Genomic DNA, 17,390 nt, shown 5'->3' on the forward strand with positions numbered 1-17,390 from the left:
CTGAAGCTTTTTTCGTAAAGAAAGCTCAGCCCATCATGTCCTTGACCATGCGCTCCTGCTCCATCAACTCGCGCTGGCGGGCGTCGATCCGCGAGGACAGCGGGAAGTTGCTGCCGGCCTTGCGTTTGGCAAAGTCGAGCTGCTGGATCGCCTGACGATAATCGCCAACCAGGGCGAAGTATTCGGCGCGCGCCTGGTGCAAGCCAATGATGTTGCCAGACAAACCACGGGTTTCGGCAACCTGATACCAGACGTCCGGATCATCCGGGCGTGATTTGAGCAGGCTTTCCAGTGCCTTCTCGGCGTCGGCGGCGCGGTTCTGCTTGAGCAGAAGATCGACACGAACCTGATTCAGCGGATAGTTGCCGGGATATTGGGTGAGCATCCGGTCAACCCGCGACTGCGCATCGGGCAGGCGATTGTTGGTGATGTCCAGATCAACCTGGGCGAGGTTGTAGATGATCTCGTTCGGCGCGGTGACCAACAGTTGTTTGAGGTTCTCTCGCGCTTCATTCAACTGACCGCCCTTGATCTGCGCGATGGCCAGACCATAGCGCGCGACATCGTTTTTCGGATTCTCGTCCAACTGTGCACGAAAGCGCTTGGCGCCAAGTCCCGGGGTTTCTTCGTAGATCAGTTGTACGCGTGCGCGAATCAGTTGATAGCGCTTGGTGTCTTCGATGCCGCCCGACTTGGCCTGTTCGGCGCGGTTGCGGGTGTCGGCGATCCGCGATTCCGTGACCGGGTGAGTCAGGAGGAATTCCGGTGGCTTGGCGTCAAAGCGATACTGGCGCATCAAGCGTTCGAACATGGTTGGCATAGAGCGCGGGTCGTACCCGGCTTTTTCAAGATTGAGGATGCCGATGCGGTCGGCTTCCTGTTCATTCTGGCGGGAGAAGGTCCGCTGCGCCTGAATCGCTGCGGCCTGAGTGCCAGCGATGGTCGCGATGCCGGCGTCACCGCCACCGGCTGCAGCAATCACGATCCCTGCCAGCAGGGCAGCCATCATCGGAACTTGCATGCGCTGCGAAGCTTCGACGCCGCGGGCGAAGTGGCGTTGCGACAAGTGCGCCAGTTCGTGTGCCAGTACCGACGCGTATTCGCCCTCGGTCTGCGCATTGAGAAACAGACCACCGTTGACCCCGACCACGCCGCCCGGTGCCGCGAAGGCGTTGAGCTGCGGGCTGTTGATCAGAATGAATTCGAGGCGTCGGTCAGTGACCTGGCTGGTTTCCACCAGCTTGTAAACGCTGGATTCGACGTAGTCCTTGAGTTGCGGATCGTTGAGCTGTGAAACCTGGCTGCGCAACATGGCCAGCCACGCCCGGCCGAGCTGGTATTCCTGTTGCGGCGAGACAATGGCAGAACTGGCGTCGCCGAGTGACGGCAGATCGTCGGCAAAGCCTGGTGAGGCGAGCAGGCAAGCGAGCGTCAGCAGGGTAGGGCGCAGAAAAGTCATGCACAAAGCCTTAGAAGACAAAGACCTTACTGTAGCCGGACACCAAGCCTGCGACCAGATATTCTAGGCAGCTCGACGACTTGAACCGGAGTGACGCAATGACTGACGCGGTAGCCCATGAGGTAGAACTGGACGCCAGTGGTCTTAACTGTCCGTTGCCGTTACTCAAGGCAAAAATGGAGCTCAACAAGCTTCAAAGCGGCGACGTGCTCAAGGTGATCGCCACGGATGCCGGCTCGCAGCGCGACTTTCGCACCTTTGCCAAGTTGGCCGGTCATACGCTGCTGCGCGAAGAAGACGAAGCGGGCGTCTACCGTTACTGGTTGAAAAAAGCCTGAAACCGACAGCGTACAAGACCTAAGGATTATTGATGTTCAAAGTGTTACGCGACTGGATTCAGCGCTACTTCTCCGACGAAGAAGCCGTGGTGCTGGCCGTACTGCTGGTGCTGGCCTTTACTGCGGTGTTGACCCTCGGTGGCATGCTTGCGCCAGTGTTGGCCGGGATGGTGCTGGCGTATCTGATGCAGGGGCTGGTGGTCACGCTGGAGCGTCTGCGCATGCCGGGTGGTGCGGCGGTGGGGCTGGTGTTTGCGTTGTTCATGGGCGTATTGCTGGTGTTCATCGTCGTGGTGGTGCCGCTGCTCTGGCATCAATTGATCACGCTGTTCAACGAACTGCCGGGCATGCTCGCAAAATGGCAGTCGCTGCTCTTGCTGCTGCCCGAACGCTATCCGCATCTGGTCTCCGACGAGCAAGTGTTGCAGGCGATTGAGGCCGCGCGCGGCGAGATCGGCAAGTTCGGTCAATGGGCGCTGACCTTTTCGCTGTCGAGTCTGCCACTGCTGGTGAACATCATGATCTATCTGGTGCTGGTGCCGATCCTGGTGTTCTTCTTCCTCAAGGATCGGGCGATGATCGGCGAGTGGGTGCGTGGCTATCTGCCGCGTGAACGGGCGCTGATCACGCGGGTGGCGCAGGAAATGAACCGGCAGATCGCCAACTACATTCGCGGCAAAGTCATCGAGATCGTGATTTGCGGCGGCGTGACCTACATCGCCTTCGTCGCACTTGGCCTCAACTATGCAGCGCTGCTGGCTTTGCTGGTCGGTGTTTCGGTGGTTGTGCCCTATGTCGGCGCGGTGGTGGTGACCGTGCCGGTGCTGCTGATTGCGCTATTTCAATGGGGCTGGAGCGATCAGTTCATCTATCTGATGGCGGTCTACGGGATTATCCAGACGCTGGACGGCAACGTGCTGGTGCCGCTGCTGTTTTCCGAGGCGGTCAACCTGCACCCGGTGGCAATCATCTGCGCTGTGCTGTTGTTTGGCGGGCTGTGGGGGTTCTGGGGAGTGTTCTTTGCGATTCCCCTGGCGACGCTGTTCAAGGCTGTGCTGGACGCATGGCCGCGCAAGGAACCGGCGGTAGCGCCACTTCTTTAACGTAAAAAGATCGCAGCCTTCGGCAGCTCCTACAGGAAACGTATTCCAAATGCAGGAGTTGCCGAAGGCTGCGATCTTTTGATCTTAGGCTTTGTTTAGTGCTTCGGCAGCGGCCAAAACTGCATCAACATGCCCCGGCACCTTCACACCACGCCATTCCTGACGCAGCACACCGTCCTTGTCGATCAGGAAAGTGCTGCGATCAACACCCAGGTATTCCTTGCCGTACAGCTTCTTCAGCTTGATCACGTCGAACAGTTGGCAGACCGCTTCGTCCTTGTCGCTGATCAGCTCGAACGGAAACTCCTGCTTGCACTTGAAGTTCTCGTGGGACTTCAGGCTGTCGCGCGAGATGCCGAAGACTTCAGTGTTGGCAGCCTTGAACGCCGCGTAATGATCACGAAAGCCCTGGCCTTCGGTGGTGCAGCCGGGGGTGCTGTCCTTCGGATAGAAGTAAATCACCACTTGCTTGCCCTTCAGGGCTGACAGGCTGACGGTTTGCCCGCTGGTGGCAGGTGCTTCGAAATCCGCAACCGGTTGGTCGATGATAACGGCCATGAAAGCTTCCTTACATTGGGTTTTGTGGGCGCCAAGGCTCGATCAGTGCGTCCAGATTCATCGCGTCGGCGAAATCCAGGAACTGGTCGCGCAGCCAACTGATCTGGGTGCCCGCCGGCAGTGTCACGGTGAATGTGGCGTTAAGCATGGTGCCGCCGGTCTGTGGTGCCTGATAAGTATCGCAGGTCAGGTTTTCCAGCTCGACGTTGTGGTCCATGAAGAACTGGCAGAGTTCATTGATGATGTCCGGGCGATACGCCGAACTGACGTAAGCCACGTACGGCAGCGCCTGCGGACGATTCTCCAGCGCCGCGCTACGCACCACGTTGACGGTGAAGGCGTGCTTCTTGGCAAGGCCCGACAGGCTGCCTTCAAGACGCGCGAGGGCGTCCCAGCTGCCAGAGATCTCGAGGATCAGCGCACTGCACTCGCCGTGGCGGGTCAGGCGAGAAGTAACCACGGCGCAGCGATTTTCATGGCTGGCGCGGCACAGGACGTTAGTCAGCTCCATGGGGTTGGCGCCGAGGGCACTGATGACAAGGAATTGTTCGCGAACTGTGGGGGTGGACATGCAGCATTCCTAAAGCGATGAGCGGTCGGTAGGTTGATGGGCGTTTGACGCCGAGGGAGGGCCTCTGCCCATTCAGGCTGTCCGTTCAAAGAACCCCGACAAGCGCTCGTGGCTCGCTCCACAAAAGCGGGAGCGCGTCGATGCGACGCAGGAACAGGGTCTGGGAGGCCGAAAAGGGAGGCTGGAACCCGGCATACAAGCTGATCAGTACCGATCAAAGTCTGAAGGGTAGCGAAAAGCGACGCCAAGGGGAATGGCGGCTACGCAGTACTTTGCTTGTGCAAGCATCTTGGCGCCAGTACCATTACCGCTCTCTTTTTCCGGCAGGAGCGGTTTCATGATTGCGGGCAGTATGGTGGCACTGGTCACTCCCATGGATGCACAAGGGCGTCTTGACTGGGACAGCCTCAGCAAACTCGTGGACTTCCATCTCAAGAACGGCACCCATGCCATTGTCGCGGTCGGCACCACCGGCGAGTCGGCAACCCTTGATGTAGAAGAACACATCGCCGTCATCAAAGCCGTGGTCAAACAGGTTGCCGGGCGCATTCCGGTCATCGCCGGCACTGGCGCCAACTCGACCCGCGAAGCCGTCGAACTGACCCGCAATGCCAAAGAAGCCGGTGCCGATGCCTGCCTGCTGGTGGTTCCGTACTACAACAAGCCGACTCAGGAAGGCTTGTACCAGCACTTCAAACACATCGCCGAAGCGGTCGATATCCCACAGATTCTCTACAACGTTCCTGGCCGCACCTCTTGCGACATGCAGGCCGAGACCGTGATTCGGCTATCCACCGTGCCGAACATCATCGGCATCAAGGAAGCCACTGGCGACCTGAAGCGTGCCAAAGCGATTATCGACGGCGTGAGCAAGGACTTCATCGTGCTGTCCGGCGATGATCCGACCGCGGTCGAGCTGATCCTGCTGGGCGGCAAAGGTAACATCTCTGTGACTGCCAACGTCGCTCCGCGCGAAATGGCTGATCTGTGCGAGGCCGCGCTCAAGGGCGACGCTGACACCGCTCGGGCCATTAACGAAAAACTGATGCCGCTGCACAAAGACCTGTTCATCGAAGCCAACCCGATTCCGGTGAAGTGGGCTTTGGTTGAAATGGGCCTGATGCACGAAGGCATCCGCCTGCCGCTGACCTGGCTGAGCGCACCTTGTCATGAAACGCTTCGCTCGGCCCTGCGCCAGTGCAGCGTCCTGGTTTAATTGAGGAAGTACAACGCATGAAGCGAATGGCCGGACTTTCCGCACTTGCCTTGATTATCTCCAGCACCAGTGGCTGCGGATGGGTCTGGGGCCCGGAAGGTTATTTCCGTGACCGTGGTAGCGATTACCTGGAAGCGCAACAGACTGCACCGATGCAACTACCACCGGATGTCAGCACCTCCAAGCGTCTGGATCCGCTGCTGCCGATCCCGCGCAACGTTGCTGACGATACCGCCAAGGGCGAGTACGTGGTTCCACGTCCTCAACCGCTGTCGGCGATCGCCGATGCCACCGACTACTCGCTGCAGAAGAGTGGCGATTCTCGTTGGGTAATGGCTCAACACCCACCGGCCGAAGTCTGGCCAGTGGCTGTGCAGTTCTTCCAGGACAACGGTTTCCGTCTGGATGAACAGCGTCCGCAAACTGGCGAATTCACCACCACCTGGCAGCGTTCCGACGAACTGTCCGCCGCCATGGCCAAACGCCTGAGCGCGGCCGGTATCGCCAGTGACAGCGAAACCCGCGTTCGCGTGCGTATCGAGCCGGGCGTGCAGCGCAACACCAGTGAAATCTACGTGGTCAGCGCCGAGCGTCCTGCCGGCAGCACCGCCGACGTCGCTTTCACCAATCGTTCGGTCAACACTGGCCTGGACGCAGCGCTGGTCGACGACATGCTCGCGAGCATGAGCCGTATCGCCGAGAAGGGCGGTTCGGTGTCGATGCTGGCTTCGCGTGATTTCGATACCCCGAGCCGCGTCAGCCTCAGCGAAGACGGCAGCGGTAACCCGGTGTTGAACGTCGGTACCGATCTGGACCGTGCCTGGTCGAGCGTCGGCCGTGCGCTGGAGCAGGGCGAATGGCGCGTTGAAGACATCAACCGCAGTCTGGGCCTGTACTACATCAACCTGGCCGAAAAAGCCGAGAAAAAAGACGACAAGCCTGGTTTCTTCAGCAGCCTGTTCGGCAGTGCGCCGAGCAAGGAAGAAGTTGAAGCCCGTGCCGAGCGTTATCAGGTTCGCCTGAGCAAGGTTGGCGAGAACATTCAGGTGACCGTCGAGAAAAACATCAACACCGTCGCGCCGGCTGAAGTGGCGCGCAAAGTGTTGAGCGTCATTCAGGACAACCTGGGCTGATCCAATGCGTTTTGCCGTTCTCGGCAGCGGTAGCCAAGGGAACGGCACGCTGATCGCCAGTGCTGATACGTATGTGCTGGTGGATTGTGGTTTTTCCCTGCGGGAAACCGAAAAACGCCTGTTGCGTCTGGGTGTGAACCCGGCGCAACTGAGCGCGATACTCGTAACCCACGAACATGCCGACCACGTGCATGGCGTGGGTTTGCTGTCTCGGCGCTACAATCTGCCGGTCTACCTCAGTCGCGGCACACTGCGCGGGATGCGCAAACCGATTGAACCCGCAGGCTTTCTGGCTGGCGGCGAGCAACTGCAGATCGGTGCACTGAACATCGGGGTCATTGCCGTGGCCCATGATGCGCAGGAGCCGACCCAGTATGTATTCAGTGACAACGAACAGCGGCGCTTCGGCCTGCTGACCGACCTGGGTTCCTACTGCGAGCGGGTGCTGGACGGTTACCGGGATCTCGATGCATTGATGATCGAATCCAATCATTGTCGTGACATGCTGGCACGTGGTCACTACCCGTACTTTCTCAAGCAGCGGGTGGGCGGCGAGCTGGGACATTTGAACAACCATCAGGCGGCATTCCTGGTGTCCGAGTTGGGCTGGCAGGGTCTCCAACACCTGGTCCTGGCCCATCTGAGCAGCAAGAACAACATGCCGCAGCTGGCCCGGCAATGTTTTGTCGACACCCTCGGGTGCGACCCGGACTGGCTGCAACTGGCCGATCAAGATTCAGGGCTCGACTGGCGCCACATCGCCTAGCCCACCTACTTAGCAAGCGGAGCCCATCATGGAAAAACGTGAAGAACTCTACCGCGGCAAAGCCAAATCGGTTTACAAGACCGACGACGCTGACCGCTTGATCCTGCTGTTTCGCAACGACACCTCGGCGTTCGACGGCAAGCGCATCGAACAACTCGACCGCAAAGGCATGGTGAACAACAAGTTCAACGCCTTCATCATGCAGAAACTCGAAGCGGCCGGCATTCCGACCCAATTCGACAAGCTGCTGGGCGACAACGAGTGCCTGGTGAAGAAGCTCGACATGATCCCGGTCGAGTGTGTCGTGCGTAACTACGCCGCTGGCAGCCTGGTAAAACGCCTGGGCGTCGAAGAAGGCCTTAAGCTTAACCCGTACACCTTCGAGTTGTTCCTGAAGGACGACGCCAAGGGCGACCCGTTCATCAACGAATCCCACGTCGTGGCATTCGGCTGGGGCACCGCCGAGCAGCTGGTTCGCATGAAAGAACTGTCGCTCAAGGTCAACGAAGTGCTGACCAAGCTGTTCGACGACGCCGGCCTGCTGCTGGTCGACTTCAAGCTTGAGTTCGGCGTGTTCAGCGACGGCTCCATCGTCCTGGGCGACGAGTTCAGCCCGGACGGTTGCCGTCTGTGGGACAAGGACACCAAGAAGAAGATGGACAAAGACCGCTTCCGCCAGGGCCTCGGTGACGTTATCGAAGCCTACGAAGAAGTCGCCAATCGTCTGGGCGTACCGCTTTAATCGACGCAAGCATCTGATAGCACGGAAAAAATTTGCGAAAGGGGGTTCGCTTTCGGCAAAAGTGTTGTTATGATGCGCGCCGTTGGAGAGATGCCAGAGTGGCCGAATGGGACGGATTCGAAATCCGTTGTACCTTCACCGGTACCTAGGGTTCGAATCCCTATCTCTCCGCCATTACATAGAAAAAGCCCCGTAGCTGAGAAGCTCCGGGGCTTTTTCGTTTCTGGGCGAAGAGCAGGTCGACCAACCGCTATTTTCCTTTCGTTCGCATCGACCACAAAAAAAGCCCCACAAATTCAAACTTGTGGGGCTTTCCACTTCTGCAAAACCTGGAAAATTCCGCAATCAACCACTCAAGGCTGTGAGTGTCCCAGCTTGCGCTTGATCAGCTCATAAACTTCCTTGTGCGTCGAGTTATGCAGCGAATTGTCCTTGCACGCCGAGGCGAGGAAGGTTTTGACTTCGTCCTTGGCGTGCGGATAGAGGCTGGCGACGTAATCGGCTTCATGTGCTTGCGTGCAGTTGAAGTGCTTGTCGTCTTTCGCTTTGTCTCTAGCCATTGTGCGGCTCCTTTTGATTTCGAGTGATGGAATGAAACAGGGCCGGATTGCCCCTTACGCCGGTGAGCGTAGAGGTGGAAAGCAGGCGTGCCAGTCATTCGACTAAAAAAGGAAAGTGCTGTAGGACACAGTCGCGCTTTCACTCTCGTGGTCAAATCTCCCTAACCGGCGTCTCCCCCGTAGCACCCTTGATCAACTCGATCACATGCAAACAATCCGCCTTGTTCACGTACGACTCGCCGCTGGCGATGGTCTCGTGATTGCCTGCGCGCAGCCTCCAGCGCCATTGGCCTTTGCCGGTGCTTGGGGTGCCTCTGGATTGCCTGTAAATCTCGAAATACATTCAGTTCGCTCCATGCGATTTAATCGTGCGACAACCTGTGTGGCGCATCGACGCAAGCCTAGCGCAGGCGGTTATTTTGGCTATCGGACATTTGTTTCCAATCGTTCGCGGATGTTTCTGTGTTGATCTAAACCTCTCCTGCTGCGCATGTTGATGGACGTCAGCCCCGCAGACTTTCTACACTGCGGGCAGTCTGGGAATGGGGGCAATGGATGAACCGCAATGAACTACGCAAGGCCGATATCAACCTGATGGTGGTGTTCGAGACCTTGATGCTCGAACGCAACGTGACCCGGGCGGCAGAGAAGCTGTTTCTTGGCCAGCCAACCATCAGCTCGGCGCTCAACCGTCTACGCACGATGCTCAACGATCCGTTGTTTATCCGAGTCGGCCACCGCATGGAGCCAACGGCCCGCGCCGAAGATATTTTCCGCCACCTCAAGCCTGCGCTGGATTCGTTGTCGGTGGCGCTGAGCCTGACCCGCGATTTCGATCCGGCGATCAGCACCATGACTTTCCGCATCGGTCTGTCCGATGATGTCGAGTTCGGCCTGTTGCCGCCGCTGTTGCGTGCACTGCGCCAGGAAGCGCCGAATGTGGTGTTTGTGGTGCAACACGTCGACTACTGGCGGATTCCCGATCTACTGGCCGCCGGCGACATCACCGTCGGTATCAGCCAGACCCGCGGTCTGCCGGCCAATGCCAAGCGCAAACTGCTGCGGCACATCCAGCCAAGCATCCTGCGTGCCGACGCCTCCGCTACACCGCTGACCCTTGATGAATATTGCGCGCGCCCGCACGTGCTGGTGTCCCACACGGCCAACGTCAGCGGTTTCGCCGACGAGTGGCTGGCAGAGCTGGGACGTACCCGTCAGGTCGTGCTGTCGGTGCCGCAATACAGCGCATTGCCGGCATTGCTGGCCGGCACGGACCTGATCGCCAGCCTGCCGGACTACACCGCCGCAGCCATGGCTACCTCCGGATTGCTGTTCAAGGAGCCGTTCCCATTCAAGACGCCGACGCTGGATCTGTCGATGGTCTGGCTCAGCCACGTCGACAGCGACCCGGCCGAGCGCTGGTTGCGTTCACGGCTTGAAGCGTTCATGAGCGAGCGGCCGATCACACCGCCCTGAGCCGGTGCTGTGTTATATGTACGCCCTTTCTGCCGACTGACTGGAGCATCCCAATGCCACACCTGCACATGGAATACACCGCCAACCTGCCGCAGTTGAACGCCGACGTCGCGTTGATCCGGCTCAACAACACGTTGGTGGGGTCCGGTCAGTTCGCGGCAGAGTTCGATATCAAGAGCCGTGCGGTAAAGGTGGAAACCTTCAAAGTGGGCACCGCCATGGGCGAGCGCGCTTTCGTGCATGTGAAGCTGGCACTGCTCAGTGGCCGTTCGCCGGGGATCAAGAAGCAGCTTTCGCAAAGCCTGCTGGCGGTGTTGCAGGATCTTTGCGAATGGCCCGCCGGCGTCGAGGTGCAGTTGTGTGTGGAACTGCTGGATATCGACCGTGAGTCCTACAGCAAAACCGCCATTGGCGTGTAAGACTCAGGCCGCTTCCAGTTCGCTGCACACCTTGATCACCTGCTCGCGCAGCCAGACGTTGGCGCTGTCCTGATCGACGCTCTGGCTCCATTGCATGTCGAGGGTGAACCCCGGCAAGCCATTAGGCGCCTCACAGTGATTAAACACCGCTTCGCTGGTCAGTAAACGCTGAATGCGCCGGGGTAGGGTGAGGATGAAGTCGGTGCCGGTGATCATCTTCAACGCAGCGCTGTAGCTGTTCGATCGCGCCACGATCTGACGCTTCTGCGCCTGCCGTGCCAGCCAGCCATCGACCATGTTGGTGGTGGAGGTCCACGGGGTCGGAAACACATGCCGACGCTCGGTGAAGGCTTGCAGGCTCAGGCGTGGTTCCAGTGGCGTGGCGCGCTTGTCGAAGACGCAGACCAGATCATCTTCCAGCAGCATCTGCGACTTCAGGTCAGTGTGGTTGCGGTGAAAATTGGGGCTGAAACTGATCACCAGGTCGAGGCTGCCGTCGCGTAACTCATCGGCCGGCACGTCGGTTTCGAATTTGTGCATGTTGACTACCACCGGCAAGTCATCGAAGTCGAAGCGCTTCAAAAGACGCGGCAGGATCAGTTGCTCGAAGTATTCCGGGGCGCAGATGTTGAATGTGACGGCTTGTCGGGTTGGATCAAACACCGCGGCGCCGGCGTGGCACAGGTTGATGCTTTCGAGAATTTTCTGCACATGGCCGTACATGCTGCTGGCCTTGTAGGTCGGGCGCATGCCGGTGCGGGTGTTGATGAACAGTTCGTCTTCGAAACTGGTGCGCAGTTTTTTCAGGCAGTAACTGACGGTGGACTGGCTGACAAACAGCGTTTCCGAAACATCGGTGACGCTGCTCTGCTCATACACGGCGACAAACACCATGAGATCCTGCATGTCGAGCTTTCGAAGCAAGTTACTGTTCAGCATCCGTTCTGTCTCGCTGTGCTCCTTGCGCTGAATCCGCGCAAACGTGTGCGAATGATCCTAGCGGAACGATGGTGCCAGGAGAACGGCCTGTAGGACATTTCACGGATACATGTGGGACAGAAAGTTTTAGGAACACGACGTCATTGATCAATGTGCGCAAAGATGGCCAGAGGCCTCTAGCTCGCGCGCCTCTGCAATCATTGAATATGCCGCGCGTACTGCCGGGGATCGAAGCGCAACACCATCAGGAGCATGGCCACCATCACTGCAGTCAGTGCCCACCAAGCCCATTCGAAGCTACCCAGTTGATCGCGAGCCATCCCGGCGAGTAGCGGCGAGAGACCGGCAATCAGATACCCAATGCCCTGCACGAATGCAGTCAGGTGCCCGGCTCGCTGAGGATTGTCTAGATGGTCGAGCGAGACGATCAGGCTCATCGGGAATAACCCGCCGATGCCCAGGCCCAGCAAGCAGGGCCACAGTAGGCTGAGGTGTTGGGGGCTGAGGGTCAGGCCGCAGAAACCGGCGATGATCAGGCCGAGCAGCGCCATCAGCACCACGCGCCGGTCTCGGCTACGGTTGGCGATGGCCGGCACTATCATTCCGGAAATTACCTCCATGGCTGTCAGAAAACCCAACAACAGACCGGCGTTTTGTTCGCTCCAACCTTTTTCAACGTAGTACGGCGCCAGCCAGGCGAGCACACAGGTGTAGGGCGCTGTTCCCAAACCGAAGAAGATTGCGAGTGACCAGGCGCGGGAATTGGCGAAAAACGATTCTTTCTTCGCCACACCGGTCATGGCGTTCGGCAATTGCCAACGTTGCAACCACCAGGACACCAACGCCAGCAGCGCCAGTGCTGCCCAAATGGCTAAGCCGAGGCGCCAGCTACCGGTTTGCACCATCACCCGTGGGGCGAACGAGGCCGCAAGCGCCGCGCCGCCCATGATCGACGTCACGTACAAGCCCATGCACAGCGCCACATTATTGGGGAAGTGCGACTTGATCAGCGCCGGCATCAACGCCTGAATCAAGGCAATGCCAATCCCCGCCAGCACGGCGCTGACAATCAACTCTGCCGCCGAATCGACAAACAGCCGCGACAGTGTCGCCAATGCAATGATCAGCAGCGACAGCAACACCGTGCGCTGTTCACCCAGTCGTTGGCTGATGCCGATGCCGAAGAACATCGCCAGACCCATGGCCATCACTGGCAGCATGGTCAGCAACGAAGCGACGCTGAAGCTCAACGCAATGTCGCCGCGAATTGCCGACAGCAGCGGCCCGATGGCCGCCATCGACGGGCGCAGATTGAGCGCGACTAGAATGATTGAAAGCATCAACCAAGTAGCGGGGCGGGAAGTGGTGCGGGCGTTTTCCATCTTCAGACCTTTGATGCTGGGGACTGAGGATTAGGCGCGTCACTGCCTGACTCGGGCAAACCAGAAAATCCGCAGCAGTATTTGAAAACTCGATAACACCCGATCACTTGTAGGCGTGAACCTGCTCGCGAAAGCGGGCTGCCTGTCTATGCAGTAGTGGCTGTCACACCGCAATCGCGAGCAGGCTCACTCCCATAGGTAAAGCCGTGCTGTTTTTCTGAACGAGAACTGAATCATTCTCAAATACTTCACAAGTTTGGATGTAATACCCAGGGCCAACTAATTGTTGGCGTCTTTTTCACAAAAAATTGATGGTTGCGCGCCTAAAGTTTGTCATGCCCTGGTTAATGAATTTTTCACAGTTAGCCACAGCTCTTCTTTTCAGGAATTGCCAACCTCTATGTTGAAGTTAAAAGCCGTGCGCCCGGAATGGGTGACGTTGATTGCCAGCGCCTTTCTTTTGCTCGGCTTCAACTTTGTGCTCTGGCAGCACCTCTTCGAGATCACCGCCGCAGACGGCAAGGGCATCGCCATGCGCGTGGCTTTCGGGGTGATGATCTTCGCGGCGTTCAACATCGTGCTGACGTTTCTGGCCTTCCGCCCGCTGCTTAAACCGGTGCTGATGTTGATGTTTTTGATCAGCGCCGGTGTGGCTTATTTCATGAGCCAATATGGCGTGATGATTGATGCGGGCATGTTGCGTAACTTTGCTGAAACCAATGTTACGGAAGTGCGTGATTTGCTGTCGTTTAAGTTGTTTGCTTATATATTCCTGCTCGGAGTTTTACCGTCCTGGTTGTTATGGAAAGTGCCGGTCAGCTATCGTCGCTGGCATCATGAGTTGTTCAGCAAAGTTATCGTCAGCGTGGCGTCGGTTGCGGTCATCGGTGGGGTGGCGCTGGCCAACTATCAAGGCCTGTCGTCGTTGTTTCGCAATCACCATGAATTGCGTTTGATGCTGGTGCCGAGCAACTACATTGGCGCCTCGGCCGGTTACCTGCGTGAGCAGGTTGTCTCGGCGCAGCAACCCTTCGTCAAGATTGGCGAAGACGCGCAGCGCAACCCGGATCTGCATCTTCAGCCGCGCAAATCCCTGACCGTGCTGGTGGTGGGTGAAAGTGCCCGTGCCGAGAACTTCGGCATTCTCGGCTACGACCGAGACACCACGCCGAAGCTGGACCAGGAAGCGGGGCTGATCGCCTTCACCGATGTGCATTCATGCGGCACTGAAACAGCCGTCTCGGTGCCGTGCATGTTCTCCAACATGGGCCGCAAGGATTACGACGCCAGTAAAGCCAAGAACGAAGAAGGCCTGCTTGATGTGCTCAAACGTGCTGGCATCAACGTGATCTGGCGCGATAACCAGTCCGGCTGCAAGGGCACTTGTGATCGTGTCACCTTGCAGGATGTCAGCAATTTGAAAGACCCGACGCTGTGCGCCAACAGTGAATGCCGCGACGAAATCCTGCTGCAAGGTCTGCAAAGCTTTATCGATCATCTGGACAAGGACACCGTGTTGGTCCTGCACCAGATGGGCAGCCACGGACCGGAGTACTTCAAGCGTTATCCAAAGGAGTACGAGCACTTCACGCCTGTCTGTGAAAGCAATGCACTGAACAATTGCAGCCGCGAAAGTATCGTCAACGGTTACGACAATACGCTGGTCTACACCGACCATGTGCTGTCGAGCCTGATTGATGTGTTGCGTAACAATCAGGACAAAGTTGATACCGCGATGTTGTACCTGTCCGATCACGGCGAGTCGCTGGGCGAGTACAACCTGTTCCTGCACGGCACGCCTTACATGCTGGCGCCGGAGCAACAGAAACATGTCGCGATGCTGGCGTGGTTCTCCGACAACTATCAGAAAGCCTATTCGGTCGACACCCACTGTCTGCAAATGAGCCGCGACAAACCGCTGAGCCAGGACAACCTGTTCCATTCGATGCTTGGCCTGCTGGAAGTGCGCAGTAAGGTGTATCAGCCGGGTCTGGATATGTTCGCCGGTTGCCGTGGTGCAGTGATCGACGGCGTGTTGGCGAAGGACTGAACCGCTTCGGGCCTGTCGTCCTGACACGACGGGCGTGTCTGTTTCCTCTGTCAGACTATTCTTGCTCTCTGGCAGGACATTTCGTTACAGCTCTTGCCCTTCGCAGGCGCGTAAATCGCCAGTGGCGATATATACTGCGCGCCATTCTTCAAGGGAGAGCCGTGTGGCCATCGATATTCACTGGATTCGCGACAACGAAAGCCTCGCGCAATTTTGCGCCGAGTGGCAGCAGCTGCCTTTCGTGGCCCTCGACACCGAATTCATGCGGGTCGACACCTTCTACCCGATTGCCGGTCTGTTGCAGGTCGGCGACGGCAAACGCGCCTACCTGATTGATCCGCTGACCATCAATGCCTGGCAACCGCTGGCGGCATTGCTGGAAAACCCGGCGGTGCTCAAGGTCTTGCACGCGTGCAGCGAAGATCTCGAAGTCCTGTTGCGCCTGACCGGCAGCCTGCCGGCACCGATGTTCGACACCCAACTGGGCGCCGCTTATCTGAACCTTGGTTTCTCGATGGGTTATTCGCGTTTGGTGCAGGCCGTACTCGGCATCGAACTGCCGAAGGGCGAAACCCGCTCTGACTGGTTGCAGCGTCCTTTGTCCGACACGCAAATCAGTTACGCCGCCGAAGATGCCGTGCATCTGGCAGAGGTTTTCGTACAACTGCGGCCGAAACTGTCTGACGACAAATTTGCCTGGGTGCTGGAGGACGGCGCCGAACTGGTCGCCAACCTGCGCCGGGAAACCGATCCGTACGAGGTTTATCGCGAGGCCAAACTGGCGTGGAAACTGTCCCGTGCGCAACTGGCCGTGCTGCGCGAGTTGTGCGCCTGGCGCGAGCGCGAAGCCCGCGCCCGCGACCTACCGCGCAACCGTATCGTCCGTGAGCACTCGCTGTGGCCGCTGGCCCGCACGCAACCGGACTCCCTCAGTGCGCTGGGCAAGATCGAAGACATGCACCCGCGTACCGTGCGTCAGGACGGTGAATTTCTGCTTGATCTGATCAAGCGCTCTGGCAGTGTGGGGCCTGATCAATGGCCGCCCGCTGTGCCAGAGCCGTTGCCGATCGAAGCGGCTGCGTTGATCAAGCAACTGCGCGCCCTGGGGCAGGCCGAGGCCGAGCGCCTGGGCATCGCCCCAGAACTGATGCTGCGCAAGAAAACCCTCGAAGCGCTGGTCAAAAGCGGCTTTCCCGAGGGTCCTTACCAATTGCCTGAGTCGCTGCGTGGCTGGCGCCGCGAACTCATGGGTCAGAAGCTGCTCGACAGCCTGGCCACCGCCGGAGAACAGCCTTGAAACGTATTTGCTCTATTTACCAAAGCTCGAAGCGCAGCGGCATGTATCTCTACGTGCTCAAGAGCGATGAGTTGGAACGTGTGCCCGAGGCGTTGATGGCGGCCTTCGGCAAAGCCATTTTTGCCTTTAGCCTGGTGTTGACTCCCGAGCGCAAATTGGCCAGCGAGGACATCGTCGTTGTCCTGGAAAACCTCGACAAACAGGGTTATCACCTGCAAATGCCGCCTGCCGAGGACGAGTACATCGAACACTTGCCCGAAGAGTTGCTGCGACGCAACGACCCGATGTGATCTGCAAGGCCCTGTTCTGGGCCTTTGTTAACTCTGGAACTGTTTTTACCGCGATGGCCGCCCTGAATCCGGTGGCCGTCTGCACGGTTTGCGAAAGGTTTGAAGATGCGCGTTCTGATTGCTGAACACGACCACGCGATATACGCCCGGCTGCTGCAACAGGCAGCGCCGGAACTCGAAGTGCTGACCAGCGGCGACTCCGCTGAACTGGCCCGCAAGGCCGCCGATTGCCCGGTGTGGCTGGGGCAACCGGATCTGCTCGCGACCCTGTTGCGGCAGGGCCATCAACCGCAATGGCTGCAGTCGACCTGGGCCGGCATCACGCCGCTGCTCGCCGACGGCCTGCGCCGGGATTACCGCTTGACCCGCGCGGTGGGGATTTTTGGCCAGGTGATGGCCGAATACGTGCTGACTTACATGCTCGGCCACGAACGCGAAGTACTGGCGCGACTGGTCAGCCAGGTCGAGCGCAAGTGGGACAACCGCACCGGCCAAAGCCTGGTCGGGCGCAAGGTGCTGATTGTCGGCACCGGTGATATTGGCCTGAGCGTGGCGCAGTTTCTGTTGCCGTTCGGCGTCGAACTGTACGGCATCGCCAGCAGCGCACGGGAGCAGGCACCTTTTGTTGAAGTCGGGTCGATGGCCGATCTGCCACGGCTGGTGGGCGAAGTGGATTACGTGGTCAATCTGCTGCCGAACACGGCGCATACCCACGATATTTACGACGCAGCGCTGTTCAAACAATTCAAGCCGACCGGGTTGTTCATCAACGTCGGGCGTGGTGTAGCGGTGGTTGATGCCGATCTGGTAGAGGCCCTCAAGGAAGGGCATCTGGCGGGTGCGGTGATCGACGTTTGCCGTCAGGAGCCGTTGCCGCAGCGTCATCCGTTCTGGACGGCGTGGGGCCTGCTGCTGACCGGTCACAGCTCGGCACCGACTTCACCGGCATTGATGGTGCAGTTGTTTGTCGAGAACCTGAAGGCGTATCAGGTGGGCGAGCCGTTGCGTGGGGAAGTGGATTTCAACCGCGGGTATTGAGTTGTTATGAAAAGATCGCAGCCTTCGGCAGCTCCTACAAAGATCAATGTAGG

Annotated in this window: 19 protein-coding genes and 1 tRNA gene; 13 read left to right on the plus strand and 7 right to left on the minus strand. The window is 58.5% G+C overall.

The window, feature by feature from the left end:
- Window positions 1–25: 25 nt before the first annotated feature.
- Window positions 26–1,459 carry a M48 family metalloprotease gene (locus ACA043_RS07160; RefSeq protein WP_187680164.1) on the minus strand — a complete coding sequence of 478 codons (1,434 nt, stop codon included), beginning with the start codon at window positions 1,457–1,459 and terminating at the stop codon, window positions 26–28.
- Between the two features lie 98 nt (window positions 1,460–1,557).
- Here ACA043_RS07160 and ACA043_RS07165 point away from each other — a divergent pair, with 98 nt between their 5' ends.
- Together ACA043_RS07165 and ACA043_RS07170 are read left to right on the plus strand one after the other, a co-directional pair.
- On the plus strand, window positions 1,558–1,797 hold the full coding sequence (locus ACA043_RS07165) for a sulfurtransferase TusA family protein (RefSeq protein ID WP_401266025.1): 240 nt from the start codon (window positions 1,558–1,560) through the stop codon (window positions 1,795–1,797).
- A gap of 32 nt (window positions 1,798–1,829) precedes the next feature.
- Window positions 1,830–2,900, plus strand: coding sequence for an AI-2E family transporter (locus ACA043_RS07170; RefSeq protein WP_187680166.1), 1,071 nt, complete (start codon window positions 1,830–1,832; stop codon window positions 2,898–2,900).
- An 84-nt stretch (window positions 2,901–2,984) separates the two neighbouring features.
- Here ACA043_RS07170 and ACA043_RS07175 read toward each other — a convergent pair whose 3' ends face one another.
- Together ACA043_RS07175 and ACA043_RS07180 are read right to left on the minus strand one after the other, a co-directional pair.
- Window positions 2,985–3,458 carry a peroxiredoxin gene (locus ACA043_RS07175; RefSeq protein WP_489878416.1) on the minus strand — a complete coding sequence of 158 codons (474 nt, stop codon included), beginning with the start codon at window positions 3,456–3,458 and terminating at the stop codon, window positions 2,985–2,987.
- Window positions 3,459–3,468: 10 nt separating this feature from the next.
- Entirely contained in the window at window positions 3,469–4,029 is a 561-nt protein-coding gene (locus tag ACA043_RS07180; protein ID WP_016984694.1) for a glycine cleavage system transcriptional repressor, read from the minus strand.
- Window positions 4,030–4,366: 337 nt separating this feature from the next.
- Here ACA043_RS07180 and dapA point away from each other — a divergent pair, with 337 nt between their 5' ends.
- From dapA to ACA043_RS07205, 5 genes are all read left to right on the plus strand, one after another.
- The gene (dapA, locus tag ACA043_RS07185; protein ID WP_187680168.1) at window positions 4,367–5,245 is read left to right on the plus strand and encodes a 4-hydroxy-tetrahydrodipicolinate synthase; all 879 of its coding nucleotides are present in this window, start codon (window positions 4,367–4,369) and stop codon (window positions 5,243–5,245) included.
- 17 nt (window positions 5,246–5,262) lie between these two features.
- A complete protein-coding gene (gene bamC / locus ACA043_RS07190; RefSeq protein ID WP_187680169.1) occupies window positions 5,263–6,378 on the plus strand; it encodes an NlpB/DapX family lipoprotein in 1,116 nt (371 codons plus the stop codon).
- A gap of 4 nt (window positions 6,379–6,382) precedes the next feature.
- Window positions 6,383–7,144 carry an MBL fold metallo-hydrolase gene (locus ACA043_RS07195; RefSeq protein ID WP_187680170.1) on the plus strand — a complete coding sequence of 254 codons (762 nt, stop codon included), beginning with the start codon at window positions 6,383–6,385 and terminating at the stop codon, window positions 7,142–7,144.
- Window positions 7,145–7,172: 28 nt separating this feature from the next.
- Window positions 7,173–7,886 (plus strand): phosphoribosylaminoimidazolesuccinocarboxamide synthase, encoded by a 714-nt coding sequence (gene purC / locus ACA043_RS07200; RefSeq protein ID WP_187680171.1) that lies wholly within the window; start codon window positions 7,173–7,175, stop codon window positions 7,884–7,886.
- An 84-nt stretch (window positions 7,887–7,970) separates the two neighbouring features.
- A tRNA-Ser gene (locus ACA043_RS07205) sits at window positions 7,971–8,060 on the plus strand.
- Window positions 8,061–8,239: 179 nt separating this feature from the next.
- On the opposite strand, the gene ACA043_RS07210 is transcribed toward ACA043_RS07205, so the two are convergent.
- Both ACA043_RS07210 and ACA043_RS07215 read right to left on the minus strand, forming a co-directional pair.
- Complete coding sequence (locus tag ACA043_RS07210) at window positions 8,240–8,446, minus strand: hypothetical protein (protein WP_401266501.1); 207 nt, start codon at window positions 8,444–8,446, stop codon at window positions 8,240–8,242.
- 151 nt (window positions 8,447–8,597) lie between these two features.
- Window positions 8,598–8,789: a YegP family protein gene (locus ACA043_RS07215; protein ID WP_187680173.1), complete on the minus strand. Its 192-nt coding sequence runs from the start codon at window positions 8,787–8,789 to the stop codon at window positions 8,598–8,600.
- 212 nt (window positions 8,790–9,001) lie between these two features.
- Between ACA043_RS07215 and ACA043_RS07220 the strand changes: the two genes are divergently transcribed.
- The gene (locus tag ACA043_RS07220; RefSeq protein ID WP_187680174.1) at window positions 9,002–9,922 is read left to right on the plus strand and encodes a LysR substrate-binding domain-containing protein; all 921 of its coding nucleotides are present in this window, start codon (window positions 9,002–9,004) and stop codon (window positions 9,920–9,922) included.
- Between the two features lie 53 nt (window positions 9,923–9,975).
- Window positions 9,976–10,341: a 5-carboxymethyl-2-hydroxymuconate Delta-isomerase gene (locus ACA043_RS07225; RefSeq protein ID WP_187680175.1), complete on the plus strand. Its 366-nt coding sequence runs from the start codon at window positions 9,976–9,978 to the stop codon at window positions 10,339–10,341.
- A 3-nt stretch (window positions 10,342–10,344) separates the two neighbouring features.
- Here ACA043_RS07225 and ACA043_RS07230 read toward each other — a convergent pair whose 3' ends face one another.
- A complete protein-coding gene (locus tag ACA043_RS07230) occupies window positions 10,345–11,280 on the minus strand; it encodes a LysR family transcriptional regulator (protein ID WP_497658888.1) in 936 nt (311 codons plus the stop codon).
- 197 nt (window positions 11,281–11,477) lie between these two features.
- Window positions 11,478–12,662, minus strand: coding sequence for a cyanate transporter (locus ACA043_RS07235; RefSeq protein ID WP_497658889.1), 1,185 nt, complete (start codon window positions 12,660–12,662; stop codon window positions 11,478–11,480).
- Between the two features lie 400 nt (window positions 12,663–13,062).
- Here ACA043_RS07235 and ACA043_RS07240 point away from each other — a divergent pair, with 400 nt between their 5' ends.
- The 4 genes from ACA043_RS07240 (at window position 13,063) to ACA043_RS07255 (ending at window position 17,337) form a co-directional block, all read left to right on the plus strand.
- On the plus strand, window positions 13,063–14,712 hold the full coding sequence (locus ACA043_RS07240) for a phosphoethanolamine transferase (RefSeq protein ID WP_497658890.1): 1,650 nt from the start codon (window positions 13,063–13,065) through the stop codon (window positions 14,710–14,712).
- A gap of 163 nt (window positions 14,713–14,875) precedes the next feature.
- Window positions 14,876–16,009 (plus strand): ribonuclease D, encoded by a 1,134-nt coding sequence (gene rnd / locus ACA043_RS07245; RefSeq protein WP_187680179.1) that lies wholly within the window; start codon window positions 14,876–14,878, stop codon window positions 16,007–16,009.
- The gene (locus ACA043_RS07250; RefSeq protein WP_187680180.1) at window positions 16,006–16,299 is read left to right on the plus strand and encodes a YcgL domain-containing protein; all 294 of its coding nucleotides are present in this window, start codon (window positions 16,006–16,008) and stop codon (window positions 16,297–16,299) included. Before rnd ends, ACA043_RS07250 begins: the two co-directional genes overlap by 4 nt.
- A 105-nt stretch (window positions 16,300–16,404) precedes the next feature.
- Window positions 16,405–17,337 carry a D-2-hydroxyacid dehydrogenase gene (locus ACA043_RS07255; protein WP_497658891.1) on the plus strand — a complete coding sequence of 311 codons (933 nt, stop codon included), beginning with the start codon at window positions 16,405–16,407 and terminating at the stop codon, window positions 17,335–17,337.
- Window positions 17,338–17,390: the final 53 nt, after the last annotated feature.

The sequence above is a fragment of the Pseudomonas sp. LBUM1648 genome, assembly GCF_059716145.1.